A 25,760-nucleotide genomic window follows, 5' to 3' on the forward strand; every position below is an offset into this window, starting at 1 on the left:
ATAACTTTGACGTTTCTTGCGAAACTACAAAATCATTTCAAGGAATATGTCAGGTCTCTCACCTGACGCGTTATGCCGTTACATTCAAAATTCGATTTGACTCGAAATTGAAGTTTCTTTTGACGCAATCAAAAATTCTATGTTGCTGATGGCACGGTCTGCACTAAACCTTTACGAATGTGCAGTTTCCATCAGCAACGCTGATTCGACTCTATGAATTTTTAAAGAACAGCCGATTGATCAAGAGATCTCGATCAACAACAAAGAAGCCTCATGCTCGCGCACAAAGCCGCTTTGGTGTTGAATTTAAGTATCGATTTATTGGTGGAGGATGACGGGATCGAACCGACGACCCCCTGCTTGCAAAGCAGGTGCTCTCCCAGCTGAGCTAATCCCCCAAAACTCTCACACGAGAAATCAGAAGATTTGGTGGGTCTAGTTGGGCTCGAACCAACGACCCCCGCCTTATCAAGACGGTGCTCTAACCAGCTGAGCTACAGACCCAATCGAGAATCAATGAAGATTTCGACTTCTTCCAACAACCGATAAGTGTGGGCGTTTAAATTAAATTGCTTGTTTCCAGAAAGGAGGTGATCCAGCCGCACCTTCCGATACGGCTACCTTGTTACGACTTCACCCCAGTCACGAACCCTGCCGTGGTAATCGCCCTCCTTGCGGTTAAGCTAACTACTTCTGGCAGAACCCGCTCCCATGGTGTGACGGGCGGTGTGTACAAGACCCGGGAACGTATTCACCGTGACATTCTGATCCACGATTACTAGCGATTCCGACTTCACGCAGTCGAGTTGCAGACTGCGATCCGGACTACGACTGGTTTTATGGGATTAGCTCCCCCTCGCGGGTTGGCAACCCTTTGTACCAGCCATTGTATGACGTGTGTAGCCCCACCTATAAGGGCCATGAGGACTTGACGTCATCCCCACCTTCCTCCGGTTTGTCACCGGCAGTCTCATTAGAGTGCCCAACTGAATGTAGCAACTAATGACAAGGGTTGCGCTCGTTGCGGGACTTAACCCAACATCTCACGACACGAGCTGACGACAGCCATGCAGCACCTGTGTTACGGTTCTCTTTCGAGCACTAAGCCATCTCTGGCGAATTCCGTACATGTCAAAGGTGGGTAAGGTTTTTCGCGTTGCATCGAATTAAACCACATCATCCACCGCTTGTGCGGGTCCCCGTCAATTCCTTTGAGTTTCAACCTTGCGGCCGTACTCCCCAGGCGGTCAACTTCACGCGTTAGCTTCGTTACTGAGTCAGTGAAGACCCAACAACCAGTTGACATCGTTTAGGGCGTGGACTACCAGGGTATCTAATCCTGTTTGCTCCCCACGCTTTCGTGCATGAGCGTCAGTACAGGTCCAGGGGATTGCCTTCGCCATCGGTGTTCCTCCGCATATCTACGCATTTCACTGCTACACGCGGAATTCCATCCCCCTCTACCGTACTCTAGCTATGCAGTCACAGATGCAGTTCCCAGGTTGAGCCCGGGGATTTCACAACTGTCTTACATAACCGCCTGCGCACGCTTTACGCCCAGTAATTCCGATTAACGCTTGCACCCTACGTATTACCGCGGCTGCTGGCACGTAGTTAGCCGGTGCTTATTCTTACGGTACCGTCATTAGCCCTCTTTATTAGAAAAGGCCGTTTCGTTCCGTACAAAAGCAGTTTACAACCCGAAGGCCTTCATCCTGCACGCGGCATGGCTGGATCAGGCTTTCGCCCATTGTCCAAAATTCCCCACTGCTGCCTCCCGTAGGAGTCTGGGCCGTGTCTCAGTCCCAGTGTGGCTGGTCGTCCTCTCAGACCAGCTACAGATCGAAGGCTTGGTGAGCCTTTACCTCACCAACTACCTAATCTGCCATCGGCCGCTCCATTCGCGCAAGGTCTTGCGATCCCCTGCTTTCATCCGTAGATCGTATGCGGTATTAGCACAGCTTTCGCTGCGTTATCCCCCACGATTGGGCACGTTCCGATGTATTACTCACCCGTTCGCCACTCGCCGCCAGGATTGCTCCCGCGCTGCCGTTCGACTTGCATGTGTAAGGCATGCCGCCAGCGTTCAATCTGAGCCAGGATCAAACTCTATAGTTCGATCTTGATTTTTGCGCCTGACCTCGCGGTCAAGCAAAACTCATAAAAAAAGAATTAAAGTGAACTTCACTTCTATCTCATGAGCGTTTTTAAGTCTTGCGACTTGTTCCGAAGAACTTACGCAATTACCTTCAAACGCCCACGCTTATCGGCTGTAAATTTTTAACGATCACCGAAGCAACTTATCGTTTACTTCGTTTTGCTTTGCTGCGATCAGCGAAGCCTTGTAGTCTATCACGGTTTTTACAGAACCGTCAAACTTTTTTCGCTTTCAACATCTTCCTATTTGCACCCCGCAACCTTCGCTGCGAGACGCTGAAGCTGTTCAGCGGAGCCTTCGATTATGCACTGTTTTTTGCAATCCAGTCAACTTCGAAGAATCTTTTTCTCAGCCAACTCTCAGCAACCACCCCTTCCAGGGCAACCACCGAACAACACATCAATGCGCTGTCAGCCGAGCCCACGAGTATACATCGTTTTTTTAGCTTGGCGCCACGCCGGAGATGTTTTGTTCTTATGCGGTGCGTGCGAACCGCCCCTACTTGGCAGGCAAGGTCGCTCATGATCCCCTTAGCGCACGCGCAGCCCGCACGCTCTTCTCTTACTAACTAGTAGGGGAGCGAGCCGCAGCTGCCCAAGGAGGATTCGACCAAACAAGAAAAAGCCGCCCGAAAGCGGCTATCTATCTCGAGCGAGCTTCAGCTCAGCTTAGTAATAGCGCGAGCTGTTCATGCGGCGCATCGCTTCATAGAGCGTCGGCATGCGCGCTTCCTGCGAACGGGTGCTCATGCGAGCCAGCGCGTCGACCTTGGCAACTGCAGCGGCAGGCACAGTGCCTTCCGATTGCTGGCGCCACACGGCGGCTTGCAGTTCCTGCATCACGCGCGGATCGTTCTTCGCGGTTTCCATGAAACGTGCGTCAGCGCGGTTTGCAGCGCGGCGCTGGGCAGCAGCTTGCCAGAGGCCGGCGATGCTGCTCTTGCGCACCGAGCTTGCGAACAGCGCAAACAGGGCGATCGCTGCGAGGCAGAAGACGGTCCAGGCGGCGAGCAGTGCACCTTCGTTCCAGTTGGAGACGAGCATGTCGGCGACCACCAGCACCGCTGCAGCGAGTGCAACGATGAACAGGGCGATCAGCGGACGGGCGCCTTCGGCGCCTGCGCGGGCGGCCTGGATCTGGCCGAACAGGACTTCGGCGCGACGGACGCCGGGATGGACAGTAGGTTGGTCAACGTGGACAAAGCTGGTCATGGTGCGATCCCTCCGGGGATGAATGGCAACGAGTGCCGATGCGGTGATATTAGGGGTTACCCTAATGCTTTGCCACTTTATCTTTCTGATGTTTATCATTCACAGCACTGATGGACGTCAACTTTCGCACGCTCGACCTCAACCTGCTTCGCGTCTTCGACGAGGTGATGGCGGAGCGCAATCTCACGCGCGCCGCCCGCAACCTCTCTATTACCCAGCCGGCAGTGAGCAATGCGCTGCGGCGTCTTCGCGAGGTGATGGGTGACGAACTGGTGCGCCGCGCCGGCGCCGGCGTCGAGCCCACGCCACGGGCTCTGGCGCTCTGGCCAACGGTGCGCGATGCCCTGCGCCAGTTGCAGCACACCTTGGCACCGGGCGAGTTCGATGCAGCGAACGCCGACACCACCTTCCTGTTGGCCATGGCCGACGCCACCGCGGCGGAGCTGATTCCCGGCCTGGTGCAGATCTCCGAAAACGAAGCGCCCGCCATTTCTTTGCGCGTGCTCCCGTTGACCACACGCGATCCGCGCCGGATGCTGGAGAACGAAGAGGTCGACATGGCGATCGGCTACTTCCCGGCGGTCATCGCCAGCTTGGCGGCGCGAGGCCAATCGGGGGTGGGGGTGCCGTTCGAGACCCAGCGGCTCTACCTGGGTCAATATGTATGTGTGATGCGCCGCGACCATCCGCTCGCGAATGCGCCGCTCACGCTTGACGACTATTGCGCCGCGCGGCATCTATTGGTGAGTTTTTCGGGGCGCCCATACGGCTTCATCGACCAGACGCTGGGCGCGCTGGGACGCGAGCGGCGCATCGTGGTGACGGTGAACCAGTTCTTCACGGCCGGCCGGGTGGTCGCCAACTCTGACCTCTTGACCGTCCTGCCCCGCCACTTCGTGACCGTGACAGGCATCGACGACCAGTTGGTGCTGCGCGACCTGCCCTTTGACCAGCCGCCGGTGCACGTGGATGCCATCTGGCACCGGCGCGCCCAGCATGGGCATGCGCATGAATGGCTGCGGACCGCGTTGTTGCGGTCGGCCGCGGCAGCCTTCGCGGGCTCGATCCTCGGGCAGAAGGTGCCCGACTGACCGGCGTTGGTCGATCAGCGGACGACGCTGAGCCAGGCGGATGCGGCGGCGCGCAGTTCCTGCGCGTGGTGCGCACCGCGACCGGCGCGAACGTCAGCGCTTTCCATCAGCGCGGCGGCGTGGCTGGCCGGTGCACTGTCGGTGGAGGAACGGAAGAAACGGGCCACTTGGGCGATGAGGCTGAACATGGTGTTGCGCGGCTTATGGCCGTGCTCTGAGTGGTTGATGCTCCAAGATTAAGGGTTTTCCCTAGGAAAACAACCCTGGTCTTATGCGCTTCATGCATGGGGCAATTCACCTAGACTGACCCGACGATGAAGCTTCAACTGCTCTCCGACCTGCACCTGGAGTCCCACCCCCGATTCCACGCCGAGCCGATTCCCGGCGCCGACCTGCTGGTCCTGGCGGGCGACATCGGCTCCTACCAGGAAGGCTCCCGCCTCACGGACACCGACTTCGGCCTCGGCCGTTTCTCGCCCCGCAACGGCTGGCCGGCGCCGGTGATCTATGTGCCAGGCAACCACGAATACGACAACGCCGACTTCGACGAAACGCACGACCGCCTTCGCGCGCTCTGCGCCGAGCTCGACATCCAGTGGCTCGAGCGCGAAACCCTCGTCATCGACGGCATCCGCTTCGTCGGCACCACGCTCTGGGCCGACTTCGATGCGCTGGTGGAACCCACCGATGGTTTGGCCGAAGCGCTCAAGAAGCGCGGCAAGGCGATGCGCGCTGCCGATTTCTACCTGGAAAAGATGGCCGCCCGGCGCCACGGCGAAATCTTCCTGTCCGGCCCGATGCGCGAGCAGGCGCTCGTGTGCCAGGCGTGGCTGCGCGAAGCGCTGGCCCAGCCTTTCGACGGCACCACGGTTGCGATCACTCACTTCGCGCCGACGCTGGCAAGCGCCGATCCGCGATACGGACTGACGCCCGGCACCGCCGGTTTCTGCAATTCCCTGGACGAACTCCTGCCAAACGCCAAGCTCTGGCTGCACGGCCATCTGCACTGTGCCTTCGACTATGTGAAGGACGGCTGCCGCGTGGTGGCCAATCCGCTGGGCTACAAGCGCAACGGCGAGCAAGAGGGCTACAGGCCCGACCTGCTCATCGAAGTGAAATAGCGGCCAATCGACATTCGCCGCGTGCGAAAAGGCGGCGGCAATCCCGCAGCGCTTTTGAACAGCGAAGGACGAAAACGCGTTCAGCGCGAGGCGAGCCCGTCGAAACAGGTGCCGAGCACCAGGTCGACGATCTGTGCATCGCTTTGCAGGCCGCTCGATTTGAGGAAACCGAGGACCGGATCGCAGGCGCGAGCGAACAGCGTGTAGAGCACGGCAATCGCGGGCAGCTTCGGGTTCAGCGTGCCATCGGCCTGCGCGGCCTGGATCCAGCCGCCGAGCGTGTCGCTGATCGCGACCAGCCGGTCGAGGTAGCCGCGGTTGTTCATCAGCGCGGCGCGCAGGCTCGAGTTCTGGTGCGGCAGCGAGGGCATCTCGCCGGCCAACTGCGCCTCCATCGCCCAGCGCACTACCGCGCGCAGCTTGTCGATGGGTTTCTGGTCGGCCGGCACCGAGGCCAGCACATCCTGCGTGCGCTGCATGAGGCGCACCATCGCGGCGGCCGCGAGGTCTTCCTTGCTGGGAAAGTGCTTGTAGAGACTGGCCTTGGCGATGCCGACGGAGGCCGCGACCTCGTCGACCGTCATCGATTCGAAACCCTTCTCGGCGAGCAGACGGTTCGCGGTTTGGACAATGGCCTCTTCGCGGGCCTGCAGCATCTGTTCCTTGAACGAGGGCTTGGCGGGGGCGGCAGCAGCGGTGGTCATGCGGAAATTCTAGTCTTGGCCGTCGCCGGCCAGACGGTGCGAGTGCGGAAATACCGTCCGGTCTTCATGGCAGACCGAACGGTTCGCTCAGGCGTTGCGCCCCTTGGAAACCAGCTTGATCCCCGGCATCAGCTCGGCCGCAAGCTCGGGCCGCTCCAGCGCGTAGTCGAGGTTCATGCGCGCGATCTCGACGTGCTCTTCACCCAACGCCTGCGCGCGCGAGCCCTGCCCGCGCTCGATGGCCTGCACCATTGCATGGTGCGTACGGTGCGCTTGGCGCATCCACTGCTGGCCCTCTTCCATCGACGACTGCATCGGCAGCATCGCGCTCGGTGCGGCGAAGGGCTGGCCGCCGAGCATGTCCATCACCCGCTTGAGCGCGAGATTGCCGCAGCCTTCGACGATCAGCTTGTGGAAGCGGTCGTTCATCTCGACGTAGGCGGCGTAGTCGTCGATTTCCATGGTGGGCTTGTTCACCGCCCGGTCGCCGGCGTCCAGGCAGTCCTTCAGGTCGCGCAGCAACTGGCGCGAAGCGCCGTCTTCGGCCAGCAGGCGCGCCGCGAAACCTTCGATCACGCCGCGCACGCGGATCGCGTCGGCCACTTCCTGCGAAGTAAAGCGGCGCATCTGGTAGCCGCCGCTGGGCGATTGTTCGATGAGGCCTTCGTGCTCGAGGCTGGCGAGCGCAAGGCGCACCGGGGTGCGCGAGGCTTCGAGCTTCTCGGCGAGCGGGATCTCGGCCAGCCGCTCTCCAGGCACGAATTCACCCTTGAGGATCATGTCGCGCAACTGCACGAGCACGCGGGATTGTTGAGAGTCCATCAGGAGGCGCCGGGAGCAGGAATGAGCGGATTCTAGGAGACGGGTCGATCATTGCACGCAGGATATTTACCCTGGCTCGCTTGTTGCATGCATCACGTCACTAGAAGTGTCAAAAACACACGCCACACTCAGCGTTAACCCTGATTTAGAGCGCCACAAGCCCCAAATCAGAGCAAAACCGCAGATGAAAGTTTGACCCGGCTCGAGGATCACCAAGACAATGCATACAGTTGCATGCAATGTCTTGCAGCCTCTTTCCGAAGACCCACGATGGAGCCCGCACGATGATCAGCGCCGAGCAGAACGATTTCATCACCCGCGTCGGACGCGACGCCCCCGCCGGCAAGCTGCTGCGCCGCTACTGGCAGCCGGTGGCCCTGGCCGACGAATTGGCCGGTCCGCGCCCGGTCAAGCCCGTGAAGCTCATGGGCCAGGACTTCGTGCTGTTCCGCGACGAGAGCGGCCAGCTCGGCATGCTCGACCGGGACTGCCCGCACCGCGGCGCCGATCTCGCCTTCGGCCGGCTCGAAAACGGCGGCATCCGCTGCGCCTTCCACGGCTGGCTGTTCGACGCCAAGGGCAATTGCCTCGAAACCCCCGCCGAGCCCGCCACCAGCAAGCTGTGCAGCCGCATCAAGCAGTCGGCCTATCCGGTGGTCGAGAAGGCCGGCGTCGTGTTCGCGTACATCGGCGAGGGCGAGCCCCCGGCCTTTCCCGATTTCGACTGCTTCGTCGCCCCCGACACCCACACCTTCGCGTTCAAGGGCCTCTTCGAATGCAACTGGCTGCAGGCGCTGGAAGTGGGCATCGACCCCGCGCACGCCTCGTACCTGCACCGCTTCTTCGAGGACGAAGACACCTCCGAGAGCTACGGCAAGCAGTTCCGCGGCGCCTCGGCCGACTCCGACATGCCGATCACCAAGGTGCTGCGCGAGTACGACCGGCCCGAGATCAGCGTGGAGCCCACCGACTACGGCTTCCGCCTGAAGGCGCTGCGCAAGCTGTCGGAAGACACCACCCATGTGCGCGTGACCAATGTCGTGTTCCCGCAAGCCTTCGTGATCCCGATGAGCGCGGAGATGACCATCTCGCAATGGCACGTGCCGGTGGATGACACGCACTGCTATTGGTACGCCATCTTCACCAGCTTCACCGGCCCGGTCGACAAAGAGCAGATGCGCGACCAGCGCCTGAAGCTCTACGAACTGCCCGACTACACCTCGCGCAAGAACAAGCGCAACAACTACGGCTACAGCATCGACGAGCAGTTGACCGAAACCTACACCGGCATGGGCGACGACATCAACGTGCACGACCAGTGGGCGGTGGAGTCGCAGGGCGCCATCCAGGACCGCACGCGCGAGCACCTGGGCAGCACCGACAAGGGAATCATTGCCTACCGCCGCGTGCTGGTGAAGGCCATCGAGGCAACGCTGGCCGGCGAGACCGCACCGATGCTGATCGACGCCGCACAGGCCAGCACGATGACCGGCCCACCCTCCATCGACGGCATCGGCCAAGTCGTCGATGAAGCCGCCACCGAGACTTACTGGCAGGAAGCCGACCGCGCGCGCCGCCTGAAGTCCGACTGGGCCTCCGCACGGCTCGCCGCCTGAGCACACCGGCCATGAGCAGCTCCAACACCTTCGTCGACCGCTTCGGTCTCTGGTCCGACGACCAGCATGCACAGGCGCGCGAACTCGTGCGCCGCATCGACAGCGGCGGGGTCGACCTCGTGCGCTTCGCCTGGCCCGACCAGCACGGCATCCTGCGCGGCAAGACGCTGGTCGCCACCGAGGCGCGCTCGGCGCTGTGGGAAGGTGTGAACCTCACCTCCACGCTGCTCGCCAAGGATACCTCGCACAAGACCGTGTTCCCGGTCTTCACCACGAACGGCGGCTTCGCCATCGAGGGCCTGCAGGGCGGCGCGGACTTCACCATCGTGGCCGACCCCGCCACCTTCAAGGTGCTGCCGTGGGCGCCGCGCACCGGCTGGATCCTGTGCGACGCCTACATGGCCGACGGCAAGCCCTGCCCCTTCGCGACGCGACAGATCCTGCAGCGCGCGGTGCGCCAGCTCGACGAGCTGGGGCTCGACTTCATCGCCGGCCTCGAGGTGGAGTTCCATGTCTTCAAGCTGGACGATGCGCGCATGGGCCTGGCCGATTCGGGCCAGCCCGGCGAGCCGCCGCGCGTGTCGCTGCTCTCGCACGGCCACCAGTACCTCACCGAGCTGCGCTACGACCGCGTCGACGGGTTGATGGAACTGCTGCGCTCGAACCTCATCGCGCTGGGCCTGCCGCTGCGCTCGCTGGAAATCGAATTCGGCCCGAGCCAGTTCGAGCTCACCTTCGGCCCCACGGCCGGCGTGATGCCCGCCGACACCATGGTGCTGCTGCGCAGCGCGATCAAGCAGATCTGCCAGCGCAACGGGCTGCACGCGAGCTTCATGTGCCGGCCGAAGATTCCGAACGTGATGTCCAGCGGCTGGCACCTGCACCAGTCGCTGCGCCGCAAGAGCGATGGCGTCAACGCGTTCATGCCCGAGGCCGAAGGCCAGGACCTGAGCGAGATCGGCATGCACTACCTCGGCGGCCTGAAGGCGCATGCCTGTGGCGCAGCCGCGCTCGCGAGCCCCACGATCAACGGCTACCGGCGCTACCGTCCCTTCTCGCTCGCGCCCGACCGCGCGATCTGGGCGCGCGACAACCGCGGCGCGATGCTGCGCGTGCTCGGCGGCGTGGGCCAGAGCGCCTCGCGCATCGAGAACCGCGTGGGGGAGCCGACGGCCAACCCGTACCTGTATCTCGCATCGCAACTGTTCTCAGGGCTCGACGGCGTCCGCCACAAGATCGATCCCGGTCCCTCGGCCGACGCGCCTTACGAAACGCCGGCCGAACACCTGCCGCGCTCGCTCGGCGACGCCCTCGCCTGCCTGCGCCGCGACGAGATGCTCAACACCCAGATGGGCAAGGTCTTCATCGACTACCTCTGCCACATCAAGGAAGCGGAAATCGCCCGCTTCAACCTCGAAGTCAGCGAGTGGGAACACCGCGAGTACTTCGACATGTTCTGAACCAGTTCCCACGACATGCCCACGATCCACTACATCCTCAAGGACGGCACCACGCGCGCGGTCGACGCCAAGATCGGCGCCAGCGTCATGGAGACGGCCATCCGCGGCAACGTGCGCGGCATCGATGCCGAGTGCGGCGGCTGCTGCTCCTGCGCCACCTGCCACGTCTACGTGGACGACGCCTTCGCCGACCTGCTGCCGCCGCCCGACGACATGGAGAGCGCCCTGCTCGAAGTCGTCGCCTCCGAGCGCCAGCCCCATTCGCGGCTGAGCTGCCAGCTCACCGTGACCGCGGCCTTCGACGGCCTCACCGTGCGCGTTCCAGAGTCACAGGTCTGACGCACACTCGCCCGCTCCGCATCCATTCCACCTGAAAGGCGTTTTTCAATGACGACGATGACGAAGAGAACCGTTCTCTCGACCCTCCTGCTCGCCGGCTTCGGCATGCTGGGCTCCGTGGCCGCGCACGCTGCCGACGAGCCGCTGCGCATCGGCCTCATCGCCACCTACTCCGGCCCCTACGCCGACTACGGCCGCCAGTTCGATGCCGGCATCGCGCTGTACCTGAAGGAGCACGGCGGCAAGGTGGGCGGGCGCACCGTCGAGATCATCAAGAAAGACACCGCCGGCCCCGCACCCGACGCCGCCAAGCGCATTGCCCAGGAGCTGGTCGTGCGCGACAAGGTGAGCATCCTCACCGGCCTGGACTTCAGCCCCAACGCCTATGCCGTGGGCGCCATCGCCACGCAGGCGAAGATCCCGACAATCGTGATGAACGCAGCCTCGTCGGCAATCACCAACAGCTCGCCCTACATCGCGCGGCTGTCGTTCACCGTGCAGCAGGTCACCGACCCGATGGCGCGCTTCATGCTCAAGGATGGCATCAAGGACGCCTACACCGTGGTCGCCGACTACGCCTCGGGCGTGGATGCCGAAACCGCCTTCAAGAAGACCTTCACCGCCGGCGGCGGCAAGGTCTCGGGCGAGGTGCGCACGCCGATGAACAACCCTGACTTCTCGGCCTACGTGCAGCGCATCAAGGACGCCAAGCCCCAGGCCGTGTTCTTCTTCTTCCCCTCGGGTGTGATGCCGCCGGCCTTCCTCAAGGTGTGGAAGGAGCGCGGCATGGAACAGGCCGGCATCAAGCTCTACGCAACGGGTGAAGCGACTGACGACAGCTACCTCGATGCCACCGGCGACGTGGCACTCGGCCTCGTCACCAGCCACCACTATTCCTTCGCGCACAACTCGCCCAAGAACCAGAAGTTCGTGAAGGACTTCGCCGCCGACAACGGCGCCAAGCTGCGCCCCAGCTACTTCGCCGTGACCGCCTACGACGCCATGGCCGCCATCGACCTCACGCTGCAAAAGACCAAGGGCGACGCCACCGGCGACAAATTCATGGACGCGCTGCGCGGCCTGCGCTTCGAAAGCCCGCGCGGCCCGATCGAGGTCGATCCGCTCACGCGCGACATCGTGCAGACCGTCTACATCCGCAAGACCGAGCGCGTGAACGGCCAGCTGGTGAACGTGGAGTTCGACAAGTTCGACCGCGTGAAGGACCCGGCCAAGGAAAGCTCGAACTAAGCACGCAGGCAAGCAGCGCAGCACCAGGAGGCCCATGGGCATCGTGATCTTCGACGGGGTGGCCTACGGCATGCTCCTGTTCCTCATCGGCGTGGGCCTGTCCATCACGATGGGGCTGATGAACTTCGTCAACCTCGCGCACGGCAGTTTCGCGATGGTGGGCGGCTACGCGGCGAGCCTGCTGATGAACCACTGGGGGCTGGGCTTCGGGCTCTCCCTCGCGGCCGCCTTCGTGTCCGCGGCGCTGGTGGGCGCGGTGCTGGAGTTCGCGTTCTACCGGCGGCTGTACCGCGCGCATCCGCTGGACCAGGTGCTGCTGTCGATCGGCGTGGTGTTCGTGTCGATCGCCGCGTTCACCTATTTCTTCGGGCCGACGATGCAGCCGTTCACGCTGCCGCCGGCGCTCGACGGACAGGTCGCTATCGGCGGGCTCGAAGTGGGCCGCTATCGGCTCTTTTTGATCGTCTGCGGCGTCGCCGTGCTGGCGGCCCTGCTGCTGGTGCTCGGCAAGACGCGCTATGGCGCGATGGTGCGCGCGGCGGTGGACAACCAGCGCGTGGCGGGCGCCACCGGCATCCATGTGCAGCGCCTTTTCTTTCTCACCTTCTCGCTGGGCTGCGGCCTAGCGGGCCTGGGCGGCGCACTGAGCCTGGGCATGCTGGGGCTGGAGCCGTCGTTCCCGCTCAAGTACCTCGTCTACTTTTTGATGGTGGTGTGCGTGGGCGGTGCGGGCACCGTCACCGGGCCGTTCATCGCGGCGCTGCTGGTGGGTATCGTCGACGTCGCCGGCAAGTACTACTGGCCTGAAGCGGGCGCCTTTCTCATCTACGTCTTCATGATCGTCATGCTGCTGGTGCGGCCGAACGGCATCGTCGCGAAGAAGGGGCTCGCATGAAAGCCCTCACCGTGTCACCCGCGCAGTTGCGCATCGCCGAAGTCGCCTTCTGGGTCGCGCTCGCATCCAGCTTCTTCCTTCTGCCCGACAAGCTCACGCTGATGAGCCAGATCATGATCTTCGGCCTGTTCGCCGTGTCGCTCGACATGGCGCTCGGCTATGCGGGCATCCTCACCGTCGGCCATGCGGCCTTCTTCGGCGCGGGCGCATACGCGGCCGGCCTGCTCGCCAAGTACGGCTGGAGCGAGCCCTTCACCGGCCTCGCGTTCGCGCTGGTCGTGAGCGGCCTCCTCGGCTATGCCCTCAGCTACCTCGTGGTGCGTGGCGCCGACCTCACGCGGCTGATGATCACCATCGGCGTGTGCGTGCTGCTGTACGAACTGGCCAACCGGCTCTCGGGCATCACCGGCGGCACCGACGGCCTGCAGGGCGTGGTCATCGCGCCGGTGCTCGGTTTCTTCGAGTTCGATCTCTACGGCAAGACCGCATTCGGCTATGCCTTCGGCGTGGTGCTGGCGATGTTCCTGCTGGTGCGGCTGGTGCTGCGCTCGCCCTTCGGCCTGGCGCTGCGCGGCATCCACGACAGCCGCAAGCGCATGACGGCCATCGGCTCGCCGGTCGAGGCGCGCCTGCGCATGGCCTACGCCTTCTCGGCCGCGGTGGCCGGCGTGGCGGGCGCGCTGCTCGCGCAAACGACGCAGTTCGTCGGCATCGAATCGATCGGCTTCAACCGCTCGGCCGAAGTGCTGATCATCCTGGTGCTCGGTGGCACCGGGCGCCTGTACGGCGGAATGATCGGCGCCATCGTCTACATGCTGGTGCATGACTGGTTCGCGGACATGAACCCGCAGTACTGGATGTTCTGGCTCGGCATCTTCCTGATCGCGGCGGTGATGCTCGGGCGCGGCGGGATCATGGGCGCGCTCTCGCGCTTCGTGCGGACGGGGAAGGCGCGATGAGTTCCTTCACCACGAACGGCACGCACACCCTGCGCACCCGCGACCTCGGCATCCGCTTCGGCGCCTTCCAGGCGGTGAGCGAAGTGAACCTCTCGCTCGAACCCGGCGCGCGGCAGGCGCTGATCGGGCCCAACGGCGCGGGCAAGACCACGCTCATCAACCTGCTCACCGGCGTGTTCAAACCCACGAGCGGATCGATCCACATGGGCGATCGCGACATCACGCGTCTGTCGGGCGACAAGCGCGCGCGCATGGGCCTGGCGCGCACCTTCCAGATCAACACGCTGTTCCCCAGCCTCACGCCGCTCTTGTCGGTGGTGCTGGCGATCAGCGAGCGCGAAGGGCTGGGCGCCACCTGGTGGCGGCCGCTCAAGGGCTGCACCGCGGTGTTCGACGAGGCACATGCGCTGCTCGGCACGCTGAAGCTCGACAGCCTGGCCGACGTACCGGTCTCCGAGCTCGCCTACGGTAAGCAGCGGCTGCTGGAGATCGCGCTCGCGCTTGCGGCCAAGCCCCGCATCCTCCTGCTCGACGAGCCCGCGGCCGGCGTGCCCGAAGGCGAAAGCGGCGAACTCTTCGAAGCCATCGCGGCACTGCCGGACGACATCAGCGTGCTTTTCATCGAGCACGACATGAAGCTCGTGTTCCGTTTTTCCCGCCGCATCTCGGTGCTGGTGGGCGGCCGCATCCTCACCGAAGGCACGCCCGCCGAAATCGGCGCCGACCCGCGCGTGCGCGAGGTCTACCTTGGAAGCTCCCACCGCCATGCCTGAAGCGCTCGCCTTCGACCACGTCACCGCCGGCTACGGCAACGCCGTGGTGCTCGACCGTCTCGACTTCTCGCTGCAGCAGGGCGAAAGCCTCGCGATCCTCGGGCGCAACGGCGTGGGCAAGACCACGTTGCTCGAAACGCTGATGGGCAACACGCGCGTGATGCAGGGTGCGATCCGCTGGCAAGGCGTGGACATCACACGCTGGCCCTCGCACCAGCGCGTGCGCGCCGGCCTGGGCTGGGTGCCGCAGGAGCGCGAGGTGTTCCCCTCGCTCACCGTCGAGGAAAACCTCACGGTGATCGCGCGGCTGGGTGGCTGGAACCTGAAGCGCGTCTACGACTTCTTTCCGCGCCTGCGCGAGCGCCGCGGCAACTACGGCAACCAGCTCTCGGGCGGCGAGCAGCAGATGCTGGCCATCGGCCGCGCGCTGATGACCAACCCCAAGCTCCTGCTGCTCGACGAGCCAATGGAAGGCCTCGCACCGATCATCGTGGAGGAGCTGTCCGCGGCGATCCGGCGGCTGTGCGAATCGGAAGGGCTGGCGTCGATCGTGGTCGAGCAGCACCCGGTGCTCGCGCTGGAGATGACGCACCAGGCCATCGTGCTGGAGCGCGGCACCGTGGTGCACGCCGGCCCGAGCGCGGAACTCGCGGCCGACAAGGGGTTGCTCGAAGGGCTGCTGGGCGTGGGAATCGCCGAGGACGTGGCGGGCTGAACGACCCGCCCGCCGTCAGGCCAGGGCTTCCTGCTTCAACCGGTTCGCGCAGACCGTAAAGCGCCATGCGGCGAGGCACGCCGCCACGAAGCTCAGGGCCCACGAGATGCAGAGGTACGCATACATGATGAAGGCCAGCCCGATCTGCAGTACCGACTTCAAGAACGAGGTGCCCTCCCCGACGATGTAGAACTCCGCGATGGCGTGGACGCCCCACCACACGGCCAGCGGCAGCGCCGCCACGCACAGGCCGTAGACGAGGCTGGCCGTCACCGGACCCACGCGTCCTTGCGCGACGGCGCGATGGCCGACTTGATAGAGAACGACGCTCAGCACCACAGGGGCGGCCAGGCCGAAGGAAATGCAGAAGTCGAGGACCATGCGCGCACTGTAAGGTCGCGCCCCCGAAAACCAGCCGGCGTCTACCGGAGTACCGATGCACGCTACCGCGCGCCACGGCGCGCGATACGAACCCGGATCAGCTCAGCATCTGCCCGCGGCTGCCGATCACGGCCACGTCCACGAAATGCCCGCCTTCGCGGTTGGTGCGGCCGTAGTTGATCTTCAACCCACCCAGTTCGAAGTTCTCGATGCTGGCCAGGCCCGCCATCACCGAGGCGCGGGTGGGCGAGGCGCCCGCGCGGCGCAGGCCCTCGGCGAGCACGGCGGCGTTGATGTAGCCCTCCAGGCTCGTGAGCGAGAAATCCTTGGTGCCGTTGGCCACCATGTCGGCCTGGTAGCGGCGCACGATCTCGAACTTGGTCGAGTACGGCGAGGGCACGACGATCACGAAGCCGAGACCCCGCGCGAGATCGCCCATCGCGGCCAACGCGCTGGCGGTGATCGACAGACCGTACGCCGAGCTGTTGCCACCGGCATCGCGCAGCGCCTTCATGAACACCGGCGCCGTGCCGGCCAGGCCGATGATGACGACCTGCGGCTTCGCCTTGGCGATGGCTTCGGCCGCGGGGCCGACTTCCATGCTGGTGGTGTTGGGCGTGGTCGCGATGACGGCCGGCTCCAGCTTCGCCTTCGCGAGCGCGGCCTTGAATGCCGCCAGCACCGATTGGCCCAGCGGGTCGTTCGAATGCACGAGGCCGATGCGGCTCTGGCCCAGCACGGCCGCCGTGGTCACCAGCTTTTCAACTTCCTGGTCGTAGTTCACCCGCACCCAGAAGGTGTTGGGCGAGGCCTTCTTGCGCAGCGCGACGGTGCCGGTGATCGGGCCGACCACGGCCATGCCGGGCACGGCATCCATCACCTCGGAGGTCTGGCGGGTGCCCAGCGGGTGCAGCAGGGCGAGCACCGAGTTGTCCTTCTCGAAGGCCAGCGCGTTGGCCTTGGCCACATCGGGCTTGAAGGTGTCGTCGGCCATGACCAGCTCGACCTTGGCGCCGTTGAGGCCCCCTGACTTGTTCAGCGCGTTGAAGAACGCGCTCGAACCCTGGAAGAGCCCCTGCCCGTTGGCCTTCTCCACGCTGCTGTTGTCGAAGGTGGTCCCGATGCGGATCGGCTTGCCCTGCGCGAAGGCCGGCATGCCCAGGCCCGCGGCGGCGGTGGCGGCCAGTCCGGTCAGCACACGGCGACGGCTGGTGGTGGGCGGCGCAAGGAACACGCGCTGCTCGGGAACGGTCATGGTCGAGGTCTCCAGAATTCAGTGACAAAAATTCACATTTCACTCAGAAATGTAACGCACGTCACCGTGCCGGAGATGACAGCCAGCTACAGCAGTTCTTCGCCCACGATGGGCAGCAGCAGCCAGTTCTTGAAGCGCAGCCAGAGGAATTCGCCTGGCTCGTCTTCATGGACGATGTCGCCGCCCGCATCGTCGTATTCGAGCCACTGCACGCGCCGGCCGTTCGGTCCCAGGCGCAGGCGATAGCCGAGGTTCACGCGCTCGCCCATCATGAGCTGGTTGTAGTCGCGCACCAGCTCGGGGCTGTCGATGACCAGCCCGACCTCGGTATTGACGGCGGCCGATCGGTGGTCCAGGTTCATCGAGCCGACGAAGAAGCGCTCGTTGTCGACGATCGCGAGCTTGGCGTGCAGCCGGCTGATCGATTGGCCGAAATCGCCGAAACGCCCCGATCGCCCGGTGAGCGTGGGCGCGATCTCGAAGATGGTCACCCCGATCTTCAGCATGTCGGCGCGGTAGCGCTCGTAACCCGCGTAGGCCAGCGGCTCGTCGGTCGCGCCCAGCGAGTTGGTCACGACCGTGATGCGGCCGCCCTTGGCGATGCAGGCGCGCATCTCCTCCATGCCCTTGGGCCCCGGGATGAAGTACGGCGAGGCGATCGTGACTTCGCGGCGCGCCGCATTGATCACGCTCAGCGCGCCCTCGGTCACGCTGCCCAGGTAGGCCTCGTCGGCCTTGCGCGTGATCTTCTCGGGGTCGTCGATGAACAAGGTGCCCAGCGCCCAGTAGCGGTCGATCTTGCCGGTGATCAGCTGCTCGCCGACGGGCGACTTGTTCAGCACGTCACGCGGGCGGATCGGCACGTCGGGCACGGCCGTGCGCACGATCTCGTCGAAGCGTTGCTGCGCGGCCTCGGGCGTCGTGCGCCGCGGCGCGATGCGCTCGATGGGCCAGGCGTGCGAACTGTTCCAGTAGCGGTCGAACCCCTCGGACATCTGCCGCACGATCGGGCCGCTGGAGATCACGTCCATGTCGATGAAGTTCGCGGCCGTGCTGCGCATGAAGTACTCGTTGCCGATGTTGCGTCCGCCCGAGACCGCGAAGCTGTTGTCCGCGATCAGCATCTTGTTGTGCATGCGGTGGTTGATGCGGCCGAAGTCGGTGAGGGAGAGCAGGAGTCGCGTGGCCAGCGAATCCGCGCGCGAAGGCAGCGGGTTGAAGAGGCGCACCTCCACGTTCGGAAAGGCCGAGAACGAACTGAACACCTCGTCCTCGCCGGCCGTGTAGAGGTCGTCCACCAAAAGGCGCACCCGCACGCCGCGCGCCGCGGCCTCGCGCAGTTCCTTCAAGAAGAGGAGGCCCACGTCGTCCTTCTGGATCAGGTAGTACTGCACGTCGAGCGATTTCTCGGCGTGGCGCGCGAGCGAGATGCGCGCATCGAACGCGAACGCCGCTTCCGGAAGCAGCCGGAAACCCGAGAGCGCGGTGGAATTGCCCGGCACGTCCTTGGCCGCGAGCTGGCCGAGTTCGGTGTTCGCCACATCGGTGATGGCCATGACCGGCGTGCGCGGCTCGGGCGGCGGAAGGCTGACGCAACCGGTCAGCCACGCCGCCGCAAGCACCCCCAGGAGGGTGGCAAAACTGCGGACGAGGGAGGCGCGCATGGGCCGAACTGTAGCGCGCAGCGCGCGTGCGCGGCGACCTATGATCGCGCCGACAAAAGGAAAAAAGCGTGCTCAACGGCTTGTGGCTGGGTTTCTTCGGGATGGCGGCGCTCGCGGCGCTGGTGCGGTGGCTCGTCGGCGGCGATCCGACCGTGTTCGCGGCGCTGGTCGAGAGCCTGTTCGCGATGGCGCGGCTCGCAGTCGAGGTGATGGTGCTGCTGTTCGGCACGCTCACGCTGTGGCTCGGTTTCCTGCGCATCGCCGAGGCGGCGGGGCTGGTCGGCTGGCTCGCGCGGCTGCTCGGACCGTTGTTCCGGCGGCTCATGCCGGGGGTGCCTGCGGGACATCCGGCGCTCGGCCTCATCACGATGAACTTCGCGGCCAATGCGCTCGGCCTGGACAACGCCGCCACGCCCATTGGGCTGAAAGCGATGCGCGAATTGCAGCGGCTGAACCCCGATCCGGTCACCGCCACCAACGCGCAGATTCTTTTCCTCGTACTCAACGCCTCATCGCTGACGCTGCTGCCCGTCACCATCTTCATGTACCGCGCGCAACAAGGCGCGCCCGACCCGACGATGGTGTTCCTGCCGATCCTGCTGGCGACGAGCGCATCGACGCTGGTCGGGCTGCTCACGGTGGCCGTTGCGCAGCGCCTGCGGCTCTGGGACCCGGTGGTGCTGGCCTACCTGATCCCCGGCGCGCTGGTGCTCGGCGGTTTCATGGCCCTCTTGGGCACGCTGTCGGCGGTGGCGATTGCCTCGCTCTCCTCGCTGATGGGCAACCTCGCGCTCTTCGGCGTGATCCTCGTGTTCCTGGCGGCCGGCGCGATCCGGCGCATCAAGGTCTACGAATGCTTCATCGAAGGCGCGAAGGAAGGCTTCGACATCGCGAAGAACCTGCTGCCGTACCTGGTCGCGATGCTGTGCGCGGTCGGCGTGCTGCGGGCTTCGGGAGCGCTCGACCTCATCCTCGGCGGTCTGCGCTGGCTGGTGACCGCGGGCGGCTGGGATGCACGCTTCGTCGACGCCATGCCCACCGCGCTGGTCAAGCCCTTCTCGGGCAGCGCGGCGCGCGCAATGCTGATCGAAACCATGAAGAGCCAGGGCGTCGACAGCTTCCCGGCGCTGGTGGCCGCCACCATCCAGGGCAGCACCGAGACCACCTTCTATGTGCTGGCCGTGTACTTCGGCGCGGTCGGCATCCAGCGCGCGCGGCATGCGGTGACGTGCGCGCTGCTGGCCGAGCTGGCGGGCGTGGTCGCGGCGATTTCGGTGTGCTACTGGTTCTTCGGCTGAGCCAGGTTCACTTCCGCGGCTCGACCACGGGGAACATCGGCTCGAAGGTATCGAGCATCGCCATCAGCTCGCCGAGCTTCGTGCGATCGCCATCGATCTTCACCTTGCCCGCCAGCACCGCCGCGGGAAAGCTCGTCTCCTTCAGCGTGATCGCATCGAGCGTGGCGCGGCTCAGCGTCACCGTGGCGTCGGCGCCGGGCTGCTGGCCGGCGATGTGCGTGAGCGCCGAGTTTTCCAGCGTCAGCACGAACTGCTGGTTCGAATCGGTGAAGTTCCAGTTGATGACCATCGTCTTGCCCTCGGCCTTGGCCGCATCGAGCCGCACGCCGAGGAAGTCGAAGAAGAGGTCGTTGCTCACCGCCTTGAGCGTGTCGGCATTCGAGCTGCTGCCGCCCGGGATCTTGGGCACGCCATTGCGCAACTCCATCGCGCCCACGAGGTAGGCGCTGCGCCAGGTGCCGGCCTCCGACTGGTAGCCGAGCTGCTCGAGCGCATCGGCGCCGAGCTCGCGCGCCGCGCGGTTCGTGGGGTCGGCGTAGACGACCTGGCTCATCGCGCTCGCCACCCAGCGGTACTCGCCCTTCTTGAAATCGTCCCGCGCCCGCGCGACCACCGCATCCGCCCCGCCCATGTACTGCACCGTCTTCTTCGCGTAGTCGACCGGCGGCAGCGGGTTCAGGTTCGCGGGGTTCGCGTCGTACCAGCCGAGGTACTTCTGGTAGACCGCCTTGGCGTTGTGCCTGAGCGTGCCGTAGTAGCCGCGCGCCGACCATTCCTGCTCCAGGCTCGCGGGCATGCGCAGCGTCTCGGCGATATCGGCCGCGGTGTAGCCCTGGTTCAGCAGGCGCAGCGACTGGTCGTTGATGAACTTGTACATGTCGCGCTGCTTCTTCAGCAGGTCGGCGATGCGCGCCTGCCCCGTCGTCGGCCAGTGGTGCTGGGCGATCAGCACGTCGGTCTTGCCGGCGAAGGCCACGCGCGCCTGGTCGATGTACCTGGCCCACAGATTGCCGTCGCGCACCTCGGCACCGCGGATCGTGTAGAGGTTGTGCATGGTGTGCGTCACGTCCTCGGCCATGTTGAGCACGCGGAACTGCGGCAGGTACATGAGCATTTCCGAGGGCGCCTCGGAGCCCGGCACCAGCTGGAACACGACCTGCACGCCGTCGATGGTGCGCTCCTCGGTCGTCTTGTCGACGGTCGAGGTCGGCGCGATCAGCGTGATGGTGCCGCGCGCGAGCGCCTTGCCCAGGCCGGTGTCGACCTGCCCGCGCGCGCCCGGCGGCAGCAGCGTGCCGAACTGGTATTGCGAGCGCCGGCTCATCGCATTGCCCGCGAGGATGTTCTCGGCCACCGCGGTTTCCATGAAGCCCGAAGGCGCGATCACCTGCACCTTGCCCGCGGCGACATCGGCCTCGTCGACCACACCCTTCACGCCGCCGAAGTGGTCGGCATGGCCATGCGTGTAGATCACCGTGCCGACGGGCTTCCTCGGGCGGTGCTGGTAATACAGCGCCAGCGCGGCACGCGCCGTCTCGGCCGCGAGCAGCGGGTCGATGACGATCAGCGAGGTGTCGCCTTCGACGATGGTCATGTTCGCGATGTCGAAGCCGCGCACCTGGTAGACGCGGTCGGTCACCCGGAAGAGGCCGTGGATCGCGTTGAGCTGTGCCTGACGCCACAGGCTCGGATTGACGCTGTCGGCGGGCTCGTTCGACTTCAGGAAGTCATAGGGCTTCATGCTCCAGGCCGGGCGCGGGCCGGCGCCGGGCACGAGCGCATCGGGCACCGTGCCGATGAAGCCGCGCATCGCGTCCTCGAAGTCCTGCCGGTTGGCAAAGGGCAGTGTCTTCGCCATGTCGGCATTGGCTTTGAGCGTGGCGGCTTCAGGTGGCTTGGGCGCGATCTGGGCGAAGGCGTGTGCGCTGCCGAAGGCGCAGGCCAGTGCAACCAGGGCCACGGGGAAGGAAAAGGAGGAGCAGGCGGAAGAAGCGGTCATCGGTGTCTCTTTGTCTTCGGTGGAGCGGGAACAGCAGCGCGCGATTTTCCGAATCGCCCGAAGCATTGGCAAATGCAAAATGTGCGAGTCCTTTTTACGGAAAACGCAAAATGCAGCTGCGCCAACTCCAGCATCTGGTCGCCCTTGCCGAGCAAGGCAGCTTCGGCCGGGCCGCGCAGGCGGTGCACCTGTCGCAGCCCGCTTTCTCGCGCAGCATCGACATGCTCGAAGACAAGCTGCAGGCACGCCTGGTCGACCGGGCCTACGGCACCGTGCGCTTTACCCAGGCCGGCGAGCTGGTGCTCGCGCGCGCCCGCGAGCTCATCGCCGATGCGCAGCAGATCCAGCGCGACGTGCTGCAGCTCGAAGGCCTGGCCATCGGCAGCCTTGCCGTGGGGCTCGGCCCCTTCGCTGCCAGCACGCTCGGGCGCATGGCTCTGTCGCTGATGGCGCAGCGACACCCGCAATTGCTCATGCGCATGGAAGTGGCCGACACCGTCACGCTCAGCGAGCGGCTGCACCGGCGGCAGTTGGACCTGTTCATCGCCGACACCCGCGACCTGAAGAAGCAGCCCGGCCTGAAGCTCGCGCGCCTGCCCGACCTGCCGGTGTCCTTCTTCGTGCAGCCGAAGCACCCACTGCGCCGGCTGAAGCAGGTGACGCTGGAAAAGGCGATGGCCTATCCCTTGGCCGGCCCGAACCTGCCCGCCGAAGTGGCCGCGCATTTCGAGCGCCATGTGCAGCGCGACACCTGGCGCGATGGACGCGACGAACGCGGCGTGTTCAACGTCACCTGCGACGACGCGGGCACCCTGCGCCACCTTGCCCTCACCGCCAACGCGGTGATCCTCGCGCCGCATGCGCTGCACGCGCCGGCCCTGAACACCGACACCGACGCCCTCGTGCCCCTGCCGATCGCCGGCTTCGCGGGCATGCAGACGCACTACAGCCTGGTCACGCTCGCGGGCCGCACGCCCTCTGCCGCCGCCACCGTCTATACCCGCCTCGTGACAGAGTTGATGGCGCCGTTCAAGCGGCCCGCCAGTCGCTGAGCCAAAATGGCCCTCTTGCCGACCACCGCCCAGCCTCCCTCGTGACCACTCCCCGCCGGGCCCAAGCGCCCTCCTTTTCGCCCGACGAGTTCCGGGAAGCGCTCGGCATGTTCGCCACGGGCGTCACCATCGTCACCGCGCGCGCGGCCGACGGCACGCTGGTCGGCCTCACGGCCAACTCCTTCAATTCGGTGTCGCTCACGCCGCCGCTGGTGCTGTGGAGCCTGGCCCGCGCGGCGGGCTCGATGCCCGCGCTCAGCACCGGTTCGCACTACGCGGTCAACATCCTGGCCGCGAGCCAGAAGCAACTGGCCGAGCGCTTCGCCACCAAGAACATCGACCGCTGGGCCGACGTGGAGTTCACCCGGGGCATCGGAGGCGCGCCGGTGCTGGTCGGCGCTGCGGCGAGCTTCGAGTGCTTCAACCGCAGCCGCTACGACGAAGGCGACCACGTGATCTTTGTCGGCGAAGTCGAGCGCTGCACCCACGACGCAGGCGCCTCGCCGTTGCTGTTCCACGGCGGACGTTTCTACACGGAACATCCCTTGTGATGCGCACCGCTGCGCTCATGCCCGTCCTGCTGCTGGCCGCGCAGACCGCGGTAGCGCAGCAGCAGGCACAGGACGCAGCGGGAACGGCGCCCAAGCAGAACTGGTTCGACGACCCGTTCTTCCAGGTGTCCACCGGCCTTGCGGCCTGCGCCGTGCCCGAAGGCCCCTTCTATACCGCCGAGGAACGGCGTGCCCAGACCCACTCGCGCCTGGAGCGCGGCACCAGTTGCTGGCTCGCCGGCAAGTGCACCGACAGCAACGCCTACCGCTACGACAAACCCCTCGCGCCCAAGGTGCGCGCCGCGCTGCTGGCCGTGCCCGGCATGCGCAGCGGCAGCGTCTGGGTGATGGTTCAGCGCCGCTGGGTCTACCTGCAGGGCTGCGTGCCGACGCCCGCGCTGGCCAAGCGGCTCGAACGCGCAGCGCGTGCGGTGCCGGATGTGGAGACGGTGGTGCCCGACCTGATGATCGGCACGCGGGGCAAGCCGCCGTATCCGGTGGCCGGCCGATAAATGAACGAAGCGAACAACGACAACCAGACGACGAATGATCCAGCGCAAGACCCACCTCGACTCCCTCGCCATCGGCCTTCTCATCGCGTGCTGCGCGTTCTGGGGCCTGCAGCAGATCCTCATCAAGACGACCGTGACCGAAGTGCCGCCCATGTGGCAGGCCTCGATCCGCATGGTGGGCGCCACCGTGCTCCTGTGGCTGTGGTGCGCCTCGCGCGGCGTGCCGCTGTTCAACCGCGACGGCACGCTGTGGCCCGGCCTGCTGGCCGGTGCGCTCTTCGCGGGCGAGTTCGCCGGCATCTACCTCGGCCTGCAGCACACCAGCGCCTCGCGGCTCACGGTGTTCCTGTATACCGCGCCGTTCTGGGTCTCGCTGCTGCTGCCGCGCTGGGTGCCCGCCGAGCGCCTGCGCGGCTTTCAATGGCTCGGGCTCTTCATCGCGTTCTCGGGCGTTGTGCTCGCTTTCAGCGAAGGCTTCGGCCACATGAGTTCGTCGCAACTCATCGGCGATGCGATGGGCCTGGCGGCCGGCATGCTCTGGGGCCTGACCACGCTGACGCTGCGCACCACCAAGCTCGCCACGGCCAGCGCGGAGAAAACGCTTTTCTACCAGGTGGCGGTGACCGCGGCGGCGTGCCCGGTGCTGTCGCTCGCGCTGGGCGAGACCTGGAGCTTTTCGTACTCCAGCTGGGCCTGGACCTCGATCGGCCTGCAGACCGTGATCGGCGCGTTCGCGAGCTACCTCACCTGGATGTGGCTGCTTCGGCACTACCCCGCGACGCAGATGTCGTCCTTCACCTTTCTCACGCCGCTCTTCGCACTGGTGTTCGGCGTGGTCCTGCTGAAGGAGCCGCTGACGCTGCAACTGATGGTGGCGCTCGCAGGCGTCGCGCTCGGCATCGTGCTGGTGAACCGGCGCCCCGCGGTGCAACGCACGGCATGAGCGCGGCCATGAACTTCCAGCACGTTCTCGACGACATCGTCGCCACCCTGCGCCCCGAACTCGGCCAAGCAGGCACCGTGGCCAGCTACATCCCCGCGCTCGCGCGTGTCGATGCGCGGCAGTTCGGCATCGCGCTGCGCACCTGCGAGGGCGAAGAAGCCTTCGCGGGCGATGGCGAGGTGCCGTTCTCGATCCAGAGCGTCTCGAAGCTCTTCACGCTGACGCTCGCGATGCAGCGCATGGGCGACGCGCTGTGGGAACGCATCGGGCGCGAGCCCTCGGGCAATCCGTTCAATTCGCTGGTACAGCTGGAGAACGAGCAGGGCAAGCCGCGCAATCCGTTCATCAATGCAGGCGCGATCGCGGTGGCCGACCGTCTGGTGAGCCAGGCGGCGGCCAATGGCGGCAGCGCGAAGGCCGACATCCTCGCGCTGATGGGCGGCTTGTGCGGCGAGCCGATTGCGTTCGATGAAGAGGTGGCGAAGTCCGAGGCCGACACGGGCTTTCGCAACGTGGCGCTCGCGAACTTCATGAAGAGCTTCGGCAAGATCGACAACGACGTCGGCACGGTACTCGACACCTACTTCCACCAGTGCTCGCTGCGCATGAGCTGCCGCCAACTCGCGCGCGCCGCCGCCTTCCTTTGCCGCGACGGCGCGCATCCGATCGATGGCGAGCCCGAGATCACCGGCGAGCGGCAGACGCGGCGCATCAACGCGCTGATGCTGACCTGCGGCACCTACGATGCCGCGGGCGACGTGGCGTTCTCCATCGGGCTGCCGTGCAAGAGCGGCGTGGGCGGCGGCATCGTGGCGGTCGTGCCCGACAAGCTCACGCTCTGCGTCTGGTCGCCGGCGCTGGATGCGACGGGCAATTCGCTGCTGGGCATGAAGGCGCTGGAGCTGTTCGTGACGCGCACGGGGCTCTCGGTTTTCTGATCCGGGCCGCACCCCCTCCAAAAAAAGCAAACCCGTTCACGCTGAGCCTGTCGAA

24 protein-coding genes, 2 tRNA genes and 1 rRNA gene are annotated in these 25,760 nt (G+C 65.2%); 16 read left to right on the forward strand and 11 right to left on the reverse strand.

Annotated features, from left to right (window positions below; translation table 11 throughout):
* Positions 1 to 322 precede the first annotated feature (322 nt).
* From QF040_RS24035 to QF040_RS24050, 4 genes are all read right to left on the reverse strand, one after another.
* A tRNA-Ala gene (locus QF040_RS24035) sits at positions 323 to 398 on the reverse strand.
* Between the two features lie 29 nt (positions 399 to 427).
* A tRNA-Ile gene (locus tag QF040_RS24040) sits at positions 428 to 504 on the reverse strand.
* Positions 505 to 583: 79 nt separating this feature from the next.
* A 16S ribosomal RNA gene (locus QF040_RS24045) occupies positions 584 to 2,118 on the reverse strand.
* 708 nt (positions 2,119 to 2,826) lie between these two features.
* Positions 2,827 to 3,369 (reverse strand): hypothetical protein, encoded by a 543-nt coding sequence (locus QF040_RS24050; protein WP_429613121.1) that lies wholly within the window; start codon positions 3,367 to 3,369, stop codon positions 2,827 to 2,829.
* A gap of 110 nt (positions 3,370 to 3,479) precedes the next feature.
* Here QF040_RS24050 and QF040_RS24055 point away from each other — a divergent pair, with 110 nt between their 5' ends.
* Entirely contained in the window at positions 3,480 to 4,460 is a 981-nt protein-coding gene (locus QF040_RS24055; RefSeq protein ID WP_429613122.1) for a LysR family transcriptional regulator, read from the forward strand.
* Between the two features lie 14 nt (positions 4,461 to 4,474).
* On the opposite strand, the gene QF040_RS24060 is transcribed toward QF040_RS24055, so the two are convergent.
* Positions 4,475 to 4,648 carry a hypothetical protein gene (locus QF040_RS24060; RefSeq protein WP_429613123.1) on the reverse strand — a complete coding sequence of 58 codons (174 nt, stop codon included), beginning with the start codon at positions 4,646 to 4,648 and terminating at the stop codon, positions 4,475 to 4,477.
* Positions 4,649 to 4,774: 126 nt separating this feature from the next.
* Here QF040_RS24060 and QF040_RS24065 point away from each other — a divergent pair, with 126 nt between their 5' ends.
* A complete protein-coding gene (locus QF040_RS24065) occupies positions 4,775 to 5,581 on the forward strand; it encodes a metallophosphoesterase (protein WP_429613124.1) in 807 nt (268 codons plus the stop codon).
* Positions 5,582 to 5,661: 80 nt separating this feature from the next.
* On the opposite strand, the gene QF040_RS24070 is transcribed toward QF040_RS24065, so the two are convergent.
* Positions 5,662 to 6,285: a TetR/AcrR family transcriptional regulator gene (locus tag QF040_RS24070; protein WP_429613125.1), complete on the reverse strand. Its 624-nt coding sequence runs from the start codon at positions 6,283 to 6,285 to the stop codon at positions 5,662 to 5,664.
* An 87-nt stretch (positions 6,286 to 6,372) separates the two neighbouring features.
* Positions 6,373 to 7,107, reverse strand: coding sequence for a GntR family transcriptional regulator (locus tag QF040_RS24075; protein ID WP_013538635.1), 735 nt, complete (start codon positions 7,105 to 7,107; stop codon positions 6,373 to 6,375).
* 284 nt (positions 7,108 to 7,391) lie between these two features.
* On the opposite strand from QF040_RS24075, the gene QF040_RS24080 reads away from it, so the two are divergent.
* From QF040_RS24080 to QF040_RS24115, 8 genes are read left to right on the forward strand one after another with little or no spacing between them, the layout of a single operon-like run.
* The gene (locus tag QF040_RS24080) at positions 7,392 to 8,723 is read left to right on the forward strand and encodes a Rieske 2Fe-2S domain-containing protein (protein ID WP_429613126.1); all 1,332 of its coding nucleotides are present in this window, start codon (positions 7,392 to 7,394) and stop codon (positions 8,721 to 8,723) included.
* Positions 8,724 to 8,734: 11 nt separating this feature from the next.
* Positions 8,735 to 10,183, forward strand: coding sequence for a glutamine synthetase family protein (locus QF040_RS24085; RefSeq protein ID WP_429613127.1), 1,449 nt, complete (start codon positions 8,735 to 8,737; stop codon positions 10,181 to 10,183).
* Positions 10,184 to 10,198: 15 nt separating this feature from the next.
* Positions 10,199 to 10,522, forward strand: coding sequence for a 2Fe-2S iron-sulfur cluster-binding protein (locus QF040_RS24090; protein ID WP_429613128.1), 324 nt, complete (start codon positions 10,199 to 10,201; stop codon positions 10,520 to 10,522).
* A gap of 48 nt (positions 10,523 to 10,570) precedes the next feature.
* Positions 10,571 to 11,770 carry an ABC transporter substrate-binding protein gene (locus QF040_RS24095; protein ID WP_429613129.1) on the forward strand — a complete coding sequence of 400 codons (1,200 nt, stop codon included), beginning with the start codon at positions 10,571 to 10,573 and terminating at the stop codon, positions 11,768 to 11,770.
* Positions 11,771 to 11,804: 34 nt separating this feature from the next.
* On the forward strand, positions 11,805 to 12,665 hold the full coding sequence (locus tag QF040_RS24100) for a branched-chain amino acid ABC transporter permease (protein ID WP_429613130.1): 861 nt from the start codon (positions 11,805 to 11,807) through the stop codon (positions 12,663 to 12,665).
* Positions 12,662 to 13,624 carry a branched-chain amino acid ABC transporter permease gene (locus QF040_RS24105; protein WP_429613131.1) on the forward strand — a complete coding sequence of 321 codons (963 nt, stop codon included), beginning with the start codon at positions 12,662 to 12,664 and terminating at the stop codon, positions 13,622 to 13,624. The genes QF040_RS24100 and QF040_RS24105 overlap by 4 nt, the downstream gene beginning before the upstream one ends.
* On the forward strand, positions 13,621 to 14,397 hold the full coding sequence (locus QF040_RS24110) for an ABC transporter ATP-binding protein (RefSeq protein ID WP_429613132.1): 777 nt from the start codon (positions 13,621 to 13,623) through the stop codon (positions 14,395 to 14,397). The genes QF040_RS24105 and QF040_RS24110 overlap by 4 nt, the downstream gene beginning before the upstream one ends.
* Positions 14,390 to 15,112 carry an ABC transporter ATP-binding protein gene (locus QF040_RS24115; RefSeq protein ID WP_429613133.1) on the forward strand — a complete coding sequence of 241 codons (723 nt, stop codon included), beginning with the start codon at positions 14,390 to 14,392 and terminating at the stop codon, positions 15,110 to 15,112. The genes QF040_RS24110 and QF040_RS24115 overlap by 8 nt, the downstream gene beginning before the upstream one ends.
* A 15-nt stretch (positions 15,113 to 15,127) precedes the next feature.
* On the opposite strand, the gene QF040_RS24120 is transcribed toward QF040_RS24115, so the two are convergent.
* The 3 genes from QF040_RS24120 to QF040_RS24130 all read right to left on the reverse strand — a co-directional run bounded on the left by QF040_RS24120 (position 15,128) and on the right by QF040_RS24130 (position 18,412).
* Positions 15,128 to 15,493, reverse strand: coding sequence for a hypothetical protein (locus QF040_RS24120; RefSeq protein ID WP_429613134.1), 366 nt, complete (start codon positions 15,491 to 15,493; stop codon positions 15,128 to 15,130).
* Positions 15,494 to 15,590: 97 nt separating this feature from the next.
* Positions 15,591 to 16,748: an ABC transporter substrate-binding protein gene (locus QF040_RS24125; protein ID WP_429613135.1), complete on the reverse strand. Its 1,158-nt coding sequence runs from the start codon at positions 16,746 to 16,748 to the stop codon at positions 15,591 to 15,593.
* Positions 16,749 to 16,834: 86 nt separating this feature from the next.
* Entirely contained in the window at positions 16,835 to 18,412 is a 1,578-nt protein-coding gene (locus tag QF040_RS24130) for a phospholipase D family protein (RefSeq protein ID WP_429613136.1), read from the reverse strand.
* 68 nt (positions 18,413 to 18,480) lie between these two features.
* Between QF040_RS24130 and QF040_RS24135 the strand changes: the two genes are divergently transcribed.
* Complete coding sequence (locus QF040_RS24135) at positions 18,481 to 19,710, forward strand: nucleoside recognition domain-containing protein (RefSeq protein ID WP_429613137.1); 1,230 nt, start codon at positions 18,481 to 18,483, stop codon at positions 19,708 to 19,710.
* Positions 19,711 to 19,717: 7 nt separating this feature from the next.
* Here QF040_RS24135 and QF040_RS24140 read toward each other — a convergent pair whose 3' ends face one another.
* Complete coding sequence (locus QF040_RS24140; protein WP_429613138.1) at positions 19,718 to 21,709, reverse strand: alkyl/aryl-sulfatase; 1,992 nt, start codon at positions 21,707 to 21,709, stop codon at positions 19,718 to 19,720.
* A gap of 110 nt (positions 21,710 to 21,819) precedes the next feature.
* On the opposite strand from QF040_RS24140, the gene QF040_RS24145 reads away from it, so the two are divergent.
* The 5 genes from QF040_RS24145 to QF040_RS24165 are packed head-to-tail and all read left to right on the forward strand — an operon-like array spanning position 21,820 to position 25,705.
* Positions 21,820 to 22,761 (forward strand): LysR family transcriptional regulator, encoded by a 942-nt coding sequence (locus QF040_RS24145; RefSeq protein ID WP_429613139.1) that lies wholly within the window; start codon positions 21,820 to 21,822, stop codon positions 22,759 to 22,761.
* 41 nt (positions 22,762 to 22,802) lie between these two features.
* Positions 22,803 to 23,312 carry a flavin reductase family protein gene (locus QF040_RS24150; protein WP_429613140.1) on the forward strand — a complete coding sequence of 170 codons (510 nt, stop codon included), beginning with the start codon at positions 22,803 to 22,805 and terminating at the stop codon, positions 23,310 to 23,312.
* The gene (locus tag QF040_RS24155) at positions 23,312 to 23,824 is read left to right on the forward strand and encodes a BON domain-containing protein (RefSeq protein WP_429613141.1); all 513 of its coding nucleotides are present in this window, start codon (positions 23,312 to 23,314) and stop codon (positions 23,822 to 23,824) included. The genes QF040_RS24150 and QF040_RS24155 overlap by 1 nt, the downstream gene beginning before the upstream one ends.
* 34 nt (positions 23,825 to 23,858) lie before the next feature.
* The gene (locus QF040_RS24160) at positions 23,859 to 24,767 is read left to right on the forward strand and encodes a DMT family transporter (RefSeq protein WP_429613142.1); all 909 of its coding nucleotides are present in this window, start codon (positions 23,859 to 23,861) and stop codon (positions 24,765 to 24,767) included.
* An 8-nt stretch (positions 24,768 to 24,775) separates the two neighbouring features.
* Positions 24,776 to 25,705 (forward strand): glutaminase, encoded by a 930-nt coding sequence (locus tag QF040_RS24165; RefSeq protein WP_429613143.1) that lies wholly within the window; start codon positions 24,776 to 24,778, stop codon positions 25,703 to 25,705.
* Positions 25,706 to 25,760: the final 55 nt, after the last annotated feature.

It is taken from the genome of Variovorax sp. W2I14 (genome assembly GCF_050435205.1).
GTDB classification, from domain to species: domain Bacteria; phylum Pseudomonadota; class Gammaproteobacteria; order Burkholderiales; family Burkholderiaceae_C; genus Variovorax; species Variovorax paradoxus_C.

Coding starts and splice junctions, on each gene's coding strand:
- QF040_RS24100 (WP_429613130.1), top strand. CDS start 11,805: ATGGGCATCGTGATCTTCGACGGGGTGGCCTACGGCATGCTCCTGTTC.
- QF040_RS24115 (WP_429613133.1), top strand. CDS start 14,390: ATGCCTGAAGCGCTCGCCTTCGACCACGTCACCGCCGGCTACGGCAAC.
- QF040_RS24165 (WP_429613143.1), top strand. CDS start 24,776: ATGAACTTCCAGCACGTTCTCGACGACATCGTCGCCACCCTGCGCCCC.
- QF040_RS24120 (WP_429613134.1), bottom strand. CDS start 15,493: ATGGTCCTCGACTTCTGCATTTCCTTCGGCCTGGCCGCCCCTGTGGTG.
- QF040_RS24145 (WP_429613139.1), top strand. CDS start 21,820: ATGCAGCTGCGCCAACTCCAGCATCTGGTCGCCCTTGCCGAGCAAGGC.
- QF040_RS24070 (WP_429613125.1), bottom strand. CDS start 6,285: ATGACCACCGCTGCTGCCGCCCCCGCCAAGCCCTCGTTCAAGGAACAG.
- QF040_RS24075 (WP_013538635.1), bottom strand. CDS start 7,107: ATGGACTCTCAACAATCCCGCGTGCTCGTGCAGTTGCGCGACATGATC.
- QF040_RS24130 (WP_429613136.1), bottom strand. CDS start 18,412: ATGCGCGCCTCCCTCGTCCGCAGTTTTGCCACCCTCCTGGGGGTGCTT.
- QF040_RS24140 (WP_429613138.1), bottom strand. CDS start 21,709: ATGACCGCTTCTTCCGCCTGCTCCTCCTTTTCCTTCCCCGTGGCCCTG.
- QF040_RS24085 (WP_429613127.1), top strand. CDS start 8,735: ATGAGCAGCTCCAACACCTTCGTCGACCGCTTCGGTCTCTGGTCCGAC.
- QF040_RS24095 (WP_429613129.1), top strand. CDS start 10,571: ATGACGACGATGACGAAGAGAACCGTTCTCTCGACCCTCCTGCTCGCC.
- QF040_RS24125 (WP_429613135.1), bottom strand. CDS start 16,748: ATGACCGTTCCCGAGCAGCGCGTGTTCCTTGCGCCGCCCACCACCAGC.
- QF040_RS24055 (WP_429613122.1), top strand. CDS start 3,480: ATGGACGTCAACTTTCGCACGCTCGACCTCAACCTGCTTCGCGTCTTC.
- QF040_RS24065 (WP_429613124.1), top strand. CDS start 4,775: ATGAAGCTTCAACTGCTCTCCGACCTGCACCTGGAGTCCCACCCCCGA.
- QF040_RS24110 (WP_429613132.1), top strand. CDS start 13,621: ATGAGTTCCTTCACCACGAACGGCACGCACACCCTGCGCACCCGCGAC.
- QF040_RS24080 (WP_429613126.1), top strand. CDS start 7,392: ATGATCAGCGCCGAGCAGAACGATTTCATCACCCGCGTCGGACGCGAC.
- QF040_RS24090 (WP_429613128.1), top strand. CDS start 10,199: ATGCCCACGATCCACTACATCCTCAAGGACGGCACCACGCGCGCGGTC.
- QF040_RS24105 (WP_429613131.1), top strand. CDS start 12,662: ATGAAAGCCCTCACCGTGTCACCCGCGCAGTTGCGCATCGCCGAAGTC.
- QF040_RS24060 (WP_429613123.1), bottom strand. CDS start 4,648: ATGTTCAGCCTCATCGCCCAAGTGGCCCGTTTCTTCCGTTCCTCCACC.
- QF040_RS24155 (WP_429613141.1), top strand. CDS start 23,312: ATGCGCACCGCTGCGCTCATGCCCGTCCTGCTGCTGGCCGCGCAGACC.
- QF040_RS24160 (WP_429613142.1), top strand. CDS start 23,859: ATGATCCAGCGCAAGACCCACCTCGACTCCCTCGCCATCGGCCTTCTC.
- QF040_RS24050 (WP_429613121.1), bottom strand. CDS start 3,369: ATGACCAGCTTTGTCCACGTTGACCAACCTACTGTCCATCCCGGCGTC.